The following is a 7,494-nucleotide window of genomic DNA, read 5'->3' as shown; positions in this document are numbered from 1 at the left end:
CAGCAGTACACGGCGATCAAGGTCACTGAGATCCCCGCGGCTGCGAAGTAAGGGACTGAGGAGAGATGGCACACAAGAAGGGCGCATCGTCCACCCGTAACGGTCGTGACTCCAACGCTCAGCGCCTCGGCGTGAAGCGCTTCGGCGGTCAGGTCGTCAACGCGGGCGAGATCCTGGTCCGTCAGCGCGGCACCCACTTCCACCCGGGTGCGGGCGTCGGCCGCGGCGGCGACGACACGCTGTTCGCGCTCCTGCCCGGTGCGGTGGAGTTCGGCACCCACCGTGGCCGCAAGGTCGTGAACATCGTTCCGGTCGCCTGAGCCTGATCCAGTTCCTGGATCCGGGGCTTCAGACCGAACGTCTCGCGAGGCGGACCTCACTTCCCGATCGGGAAGGCGGGTCCGCCTTTCGCGTGTTGACATTGGTATCACCCGTACGTATCTGGAGGCACTGCACCATGACCACCTTCGTGGACCGCGTCGAGCTGCACATCGCCGCGGGTAGCGGAGGCCACGGCTGCGCCTCCGTGCACCGGGAGAAGTTCAAGCCGCTCGGCGGCCCCGACGGCGGCAACGGCGGCCGGGGCGGCGACGTCATCCTGACCGTCGACCAGTCCGTGACCACTCTCCTCGACTACCACCACTCCCCGCACCGCAAGGCCACCAGCGGCAAGCCCGGCGAGGGCGGAAACCGGGCCGGCAAGGACGGCCAGGACCTGGTCCTGCCGGTGCCGGACGGCACCGTGGTGCTGGACAAGGCCGGCAATGTCCTCGCCGACCTCGTCGGCCACGGCACCTCCTACGTCGCCGCCCAGGGCGGCCGCGGCGGCCTCGGCAACGCGGCCCTCGCCAGCGCCCGCCGCAAGGCCCCCGGCTTCGCGCTGCTCGGCGAGCCCGGCGACCTCGACGACATCGTCCTCGAACTGAAGACCGTCGCCGACGTGGCGCTGGTCGGCTACCCGAGCGCCGGCAAGTCCTCGCTGATCTCCGTGCTGTCCGCCGCCAAACCGAAGATCGCCGACTACCCGTTCACCACCCTGGTCCCCAACCTCGGCGTGGTGACCGCCGGTTCCACCGTCTACACCATCGCCGACGTGCCCGGCCTCATCCCCGGCGCCAGCCAGGGCCGCGGCCTCGGCCTGGAGTTCCTGCGCCACGTCGAGCGGTGCAGCGTCCTCGTCCACGTCCTCGACACCGCGACCCTGGAGTCCGAGCGCGACCCGGTCTCCGACCTCGACGTCATCGAGGAGGAGCTCCAGCAGTACGGCGGCCTCGGCGACCGGCCCCGGATCGTCGTCCTCAACAAGATCGACGTCCCCGACGGCAAGGACCTCGCCGAGATGGTCCGCCCCGACCTGGAGGCCCGCGGCTACCGCGTCTTCGAGGTGTCCGCGGTCGCCCACCTCGGCCTGCGCGAGCTGACCTTCGCACTCGGCGACCTGGTCGCCAAGGCCCGCGCCGCCAAGCCGAAGGAGGAGGCGACCCGGATCGTCATCCGGCCCAAGGCCGTCGACGACGCCGGCTTCACCGTCAGCCAGGAGGACGACGGCCTCTTCCGGGTGCGCGGCGAGAAGCCCGAACGCTGGGTCCGCCAGACCGACTTCAACAACGACGAAGCCGTCGGCTACCTCGCCGGTGCAGCGCCGCCGCGACCGGCAGGCGGAACGGGACGAGTCCCTCCGGGAGTACGGCGACTTCGACCCGTTCGAGTAGGACCCCGGCCCCCCGTTCCCGGGGAGCCCCGGTCCACACCGTCAGACCCGTTGCGCCGGGACCCGTTCCGGCCGCAACGGGTCTTTCCGTTGTCCTCGGGTACGGGTCGTAAAGCCCGCGGACCGGGCGGCCGAAGGTCAAGACTGTGCAACAGGAGCCTGGGACTCATCTGTGTCCCAGGCTCCTCTCAGGTGAACCTCAGGCGAACGTCTTACCTTTCGTTAACCATGGAGACGGACTGCACGAGAGGCGAAGCCCCGGTGAACCACCCCACCACAGGCCCCGCAGGCCCCACCGGTCCCCTTGCCGCCCTGCCCGCCGGCACCCGCCTGCTGCACATCGGCCCGCACAAGACGGGCACCACGGCCATCCAGGGCGCCCTGTTCGCCGCGAAGGACAAGCTGCCCGAACACGGCGTGGAGTTCCCGGCGGCCACCCGGCACCCGATGGAGGCCGCCCTGGCCGCCTGCGCCCGGCCCGCGATGATGGGCGACACCGCGCCCACCGAGAAGCACTGGACCCGGCTGCTCAAGGAGGTCGAGGCCACCGGCACCCGCACCTCGGTGATCAGCAGCGAGTTCTTCGCCGACGCCCCCGACGACGAGACCGTCACCCGCATCGTCGAGCAGCTCGGCGGCGAACGCGTCCATGTCCTCGTCACCCTCCGTCCGCTCGCCAGGATCATGCCCTCCCAGTGGCAGCAGTACGTGCAGAACGGACTGCGCATGGGCTACGAGGACTGGCTGGACCACATGCTCCGCAAGGCCCCCTACGGGAAGCCCAACCCCAGCTTCTGGCGCCGCCACCGGCATGACCGGCTCGTCGAACGCTGGAGCCGCGCGGTCGGCGCCGACCGGATCACCGTCGTCGTGGTCGACGACCGGGACCGCGACGGCCTGATGCGCACCTTCGAAGCACTCCTCGGCCTCCCCGGAAAACTCCTCCAGCCCGTCCCGGACACGGCGAACCGCTCCCTCACCCTCGCCGAGACCGAAATGCTGCGTAACCTCAACGTGGAATTCCGCGGCAATGGACTCCCCGACGAGCTCTATTCCAAGCTCGTCCGCAACGGCGCCGTCATCCATATGAAGAACTCGTGCAACCCCACCGCCGCCGACGTGAAGATCTCCACCCCCGCCTGGGCCGTCGAGGCCGCCGGCCGCATCGGCGCCGAGATGGTGGAACGCATCGGCGCCATGGGAGTCCGCGTCGTCGGCGACCCGGCCCTGCTCTGCACCCTGCCCGCCATCCCCGCACAGCCGGGACCGCCCGCCGCCGAGGCCCGCATCGCCCCCGAGGTCGCCGCCCAGGCACTCTACGGCGCACTCGCCGCCGCGGCCGCGGCCCCCGTGCGCCACACCGCCGAGGCGAAGTCCCGCACCGTGCACCAGACCTCGTCGAAGGAGCTGATGCGGGTCCTGGGGCACCGATGTCTGAAGAAGCTGCGACGACGGTGAGCTGACCGCGCTGCACCGCTGAGACGTGCGTCGCGTCACGCACCGCAATCAAAACGGCCTGTGTAGTTACTCACAGCAAATTCACGGAACTCTTCCGGTGGTCCGGCGGGCGGCACCCATCACCAGCGACGCAAGGTGAATGAAAGGTTGCGGGCACATATGCAGCGAACGGCGCTCACCTTGCACAGCGGTTACCGGAAGTGGGACCATTTCCTGGTTCCCTGATGCCCCAAGGTAGGTCACCTGTGTCCCAGCACATAGCCAAGCCCCGAACCACCGCAGTGATCCTGGCCGGTGGCACCGGTCAGCGGGTGGGTCTGTCGATCCCCAAGCAGCTGCTGAAGATCGCCGGCAAGGCCGTCATCGAGCACACCCTGGCCACCTTCGAGAAGGCCGACTCGATCGACGACATCATCGTGCTGATGGCACCGGGCTACGTCGCGGACGTCGAGAAGATCGTCGCCAAGGCCGGGCTCGCGAAGGTCAAGAAGATCATCGAGGGCGGCAACACGCGGAACGAGACCACCGAACGCGCCATCGAGGCACTCGGCGAGGGCCTGGCCGAGGGCGAGGACCTCAACGTCCTCTTCCACGACGCCGTACGCCCCCTGCTGTCACGGCGCGTCATCGACGACTGCGTGACCGCGCTGGAGCGCTACCAGGCCGTCGACGTCGCCATCCCGTCCGCCGACACCATCATCGTCACGCGGACCCACGGCGGGGACGGCGAGTTCATCACCGAGATCCCGGACCGCTCCCGGCTGCGCCGCGGCCAGACCCCGCAGGCGTTCAAGCTGTCCACGATCAAGCGGGCCTACGAGGTCGCCGCCGGCGACCCCAACTTCCAGGCCACCGACGACTGCTCCGTAGTCCTCAAGTACCTGCCGGACGTGCCGATCCACGTCGTCGCCGGCGACGAGTACAACATGAAGGTCACCCAGCCCGTCGACGTCTTCATCGCCGACAAGCTCTTCCAGCTCGCCTCCACCGCCGCCCCCGAGCAGAACGGCGAGGACGCCTACCGCGAACTCCTCACCGGCAAGACCGTGGTGATCTTCGGCGGCTCGTACGGCATCGGCAAGGACATCGCCGAACTCGCCGAGTCCTACGGCGCGAGCGTCTACGCGCTGGGCCGCTCCACCACCGGCACCCACGTGGAGAACCCGGAGGAGGTCGACGACGCGCTCTCCAAGGCGTACGCCGAGACCGGACGCATCGACTACGTCGTCAACACCGCGGGCGTGCTGCGCATCGGCAAGCTCGCCGAGACCGACAACGCCACCATCGAGGAGGCGCTGAAGGTCAACTACCTGGCCCCGGTGCAGATCGCCCGCTCCAGCTACAAGTACCTCGCCGAGACCCAGGGCCAGCTGCTGCTCTACACCTCCAGCAGCTACACCCGCGGCCGGGCCGAGTACAGCCTCTACTCCTCGACCAAGGCCGCCATGGTGAACCTCACCCAGGCCCTGTCCGACGAGTGGGCCGGCGACGGCGTCCGCGTCAACTGCATCAACCCCGAGCGCACCGCCACCCCGATGCGCACCAAGGCGTTCGGCCAGGAGCCGACGGGCTCGCTGCTCTCCTCCGAGGCCGTCGCCCGCACCTCCCTCGACGTGCTGCTCTCCGAGCTCACCGGCCATGTCATCGACGTCCGCCAGCAGGACCCGACGGCGGCCGCCGGCCAGGCCACCGGCTTCGAGCAGGCCCTCGCCAGTGTCCTGGACCGACAGGACGGCGTGGCATAATCGACAGCCATTAGTCATCTGTAATTCAGGCCTCTGTGGTTGCGCGTTCGCGGAGCAATCGCAGGGGCCTGAACCCGTAGAACCCGGATCGACCACCTCCCAGATTGTCCGCAAGGTCGAATTCAGGCCTTTTTGTCAGCAAAAGGTTCTCCGTGATATCCACCGCTATTCGCGTCGCCCGAGTGGGCAGCGCGGCCGAGCTGGCCGCGGCGGCACTCATGATGCTGGGCTTCCCGGTCCTCATGGTCGCCGCGCTCGTCCCGAGCGTCTACGCTTTCGCGGCCGCGGCCGCCGTCACGTACCTGGCGGACCACTACCTGCACCGCAAGGGCAGCTACCTCGTCAACCGGCTCGGCAAGGTCCGGGCCGGTCTGTCGATCCGCTTCCTGATCCGACAGCTGCTGCTGATCCTGCTGCTGGCCAGGATGGACCTCTCCAACGGCCTGGTCTTCTACGGCGCGATCGCCTGCTTCATCGCCTTCTACGGCCTTCAGGCCCCGCACGGCGCCCTGGTCACCCTCATCCGCAACCGCCGCCGGATGCCGGTCGCCACCCGCAACGTCGACCTGAAGTCCCGCATCCGCATCCCGGACGCCCCGCCGCGCGGCCTGCTCGACCGCTCCGCCGAGAAGATGCTCCACCTCGACCTCGCGGCCGTCGTCGGCCTGCTGATCTCGGCGGCCACGGACAACGTGGTCGCCGGATTCGTCGGCATCGGCATCACCCTCGCCCTGGGCTGCCTGTACGTACTGGTGCTGACGCCCTACGTGCGCGGCCGCAAGACCCCGCCGGACGCCGACACCGTGCTGGCCGCAGTCGACGACTGGCTGGCCGACTACCGGCCCGGGACCGTGCTGTACTTCTCCGGCTCCAAGGACTCCGCCTACCAGGTCAACATGTGGCTGGAGACCATGGAACAGCTGGAGTCCCGCCCGCTGATCCTGCTGCGCGAGCGGGTCATCCTGCAGAACCTCGCCCCCACCACCGTCCCCGTCATCTGCGTGCCCGGCGGCGTGCACCTGATGAACATGGACCTCTCCACGGTCCGCGTCGCCCTCTACGCGGCCAACGTCGGCAAGAACATCCACCTGCTGCGCGTCCCCACGATGAAGCACGTCTTCATCGGCCACGGCGACAGCGACAAGCTGGCCAGCGTCAACCCGTTCAGCAAGGCGTACGACGAGGTGTGGACCGCGGGCCGCGCCGGCCGCGACCGCTACGCCATCGCCGACGTCGGTGTCCGCGACGACGACATCGTCGAGGTCGGCCGCCCCCAGCTGGCCCCCATCCAGAGCCTGCAGGGCGTCCCCGACGGCCGTATCCCCACCGTCCTCTACGCGCCCACCTGGGAGGGCTGGGACGGCAACCCCGGCAACACCTCCCTCGTGCTCGCCGGCGAGAACATCGTGAAGAAGCTGGTCAAGGCCGACCCGCCGGTCCGCGTCCTCTACAAGCCGCACCCCTTCACCGGCACCGTCAGCGCCGAGGCCGGCGCCGCCCACCGCCGCGTCATCGCCCTCGTCCAGAAGGCCGCCACCGCCCGCGCCGCCGACGCCCGCTTCGCCGCCGACCCGGCCGCCCAGGCGGCGGCACAGGCCGAACTCACCCGGATCGAGACCCGCCTGACCGAACTGGCCGGCACCGGCGACGACAAGCGCGACGAGGCCGAGGCCAGCCGGGACGACGTCGTCGACCTGAAGAAGCACGAAGAGATCGCCCGGCTGCGCGCCGCCTGGAACGACTCCTACTGGCAGGCCCTGCCGCCCTACCAGCACGCCGTCATCACGGGCGCCGAACCCCGCCTGTACGACTGCTTCAACGTCTCCGACGCCATGGTCTCCGACATCTCCAGCGTGGTCTCCGACTTCATCGCGAGCGGCAAGCCGTACGCCGTCACCGACTCGGCCGGCGTCGGCGTGGAGGAGTTCAAGCGGGCGAACACCGCCGTGCGCGCCGCCGTGATCCTCTCCAACAGCGCCAAGGAACTCGGCGGCCTGCTGGACGCCGTACGCGACCCGTCGGCCGATCCGCTGGCCGCGGACCGGGCCGAGCTCAAGCACTACCTGCTCGGGCCGGACGAGCCGACCTCCATCCAGCAGTTCAACGACGCGGTGGCCGCGCTCGCCCGCAAGGCCGAGGCCCGCAACCTGGGCCAGGAGGCCCGGATCGCGGCCGGCGACCCCGAGGCGGCCGAACTCGCCGAGGCGCTGCCCGGCGGCAAGCCGCGAACGGCCCCCGGCGAGGCCGAGGGCGCGACCGCCGGCTGACGCCTGCCGCAACGGCCAACGGCCAACGGGCTCGGTCCCGGGGACTCCTCCCCGGGACCGAGCCCGTTCCGCATGCCGCGTTCTCCTTCTCGTGCCCCGTTCTCTTACCACTGCTTAGGAATGAGACGTCTTCTTCTTACCCGTGCTTCGTCGTTCTTGTTGAGCAGCTCTTACCGCGCGTCCGTACTGTCCCGTGTAACCCGCTGTACACCACCCGGCAGTCCGTTCTTCATGTGAGCTGGGCCACTGTGCCCGTTCTCCTGAGCAACCTCTCGCGCCGGTCAGCCATCTAAGACATTGCGATCGGGGTGAC

The 7,494-nt window shown here is 69.4% G+C and carries 4 protein-coding genes and 1 pseudogene; all 5 read left to right on the top strand.

The features are described 5' to 3' along the window. Nucleotides 1-65: 65 nt before the first annotated feature. The 5 genes and pseudogenes from rpmA (at nt 66) to JF597_RS17810 (ending at nt 7,181) form a co-directional block, all read left to right on the top strand. Nucleotides 66-320: a 50S ribosomal protein L27 gene (gene rpmA / locus JF597_RS17830; RefSeq protein ID WP_030779398.1), complete on the top strand. Its 255-nt coding sequence runs from the start codon at nt 66-68 to the stop codon at nt 318-320. Between the two features lie 137 nt (nt 321-457). Further along, nucleotides 458-1,712, top strand: a pseudogene (gene obgE, locus JF597_RS17825) (GTPase ObgE). A gap of 260 nt (nt 1,713-1,972) precedes the next feature. After that, the gene (locus JF597_RS17820; protein WP_293995685.1) at nt 1,973-3,169 is read left to right on the top strand and encodes a hypothetical protein; all 1,197 of its coding nucleotides are present in this window, start codon (nt 1,973-1,975) and stop codon (nt 3,167-3,169) included. Nucleotides 3,170-3,414: 245 nt separating this feature from the next. Further along, nucleotides 3,415-4,914, top strand: a complete 1,500-nt coding sequence (locus JF597_RS17815; protein WP_293995683.1) for a bifunctional cytidylyltransferase/SDR family oxidoreductase — start codon at nt 3,415-3,417, stop codon at nt 4,912-4,914. Nucleotides 4,915-5,096: 182 nt separating this feature from the next. Then, nucleotides 5,097-7,181 carry a hypothetical protein gene (locus JF597_RS17810; RefSeq protein WP_293995704.1) on the top strand — a complete coding sequence of 695 codons (2,085 nt, stop codon included), beginning with the start codon at nt 5,097-5,099 and terminating at the stop codon, nt 7,179-7,181. The last annotated feature ends 313 nt before the right edge of the window (nt 7,182-7,494 follow it).

It is taken from the genome of Streptomyces sp. (assembly GCF_019510245.1).
GTDB lineage: Bacteria > Actinomycetota > Actinomycetes > Streptomycetales > Streptomycetaceae > Streptomyces.
The sequence above is the reverse complement of the archived record's forward strand: the minus strand, read 5'-3'. Positions and strand labels throughout refer to the sequence as shown.

Bases quoted from the DNA above. Each gene is read 5' to 3' on its own strand.
- rpmA (WP_030779398.1), top strand. From the start codon at position 66: ATGGCACACAAGAAGGGCGCATCGTCCACCCGTAACGGTCGTGACTCC.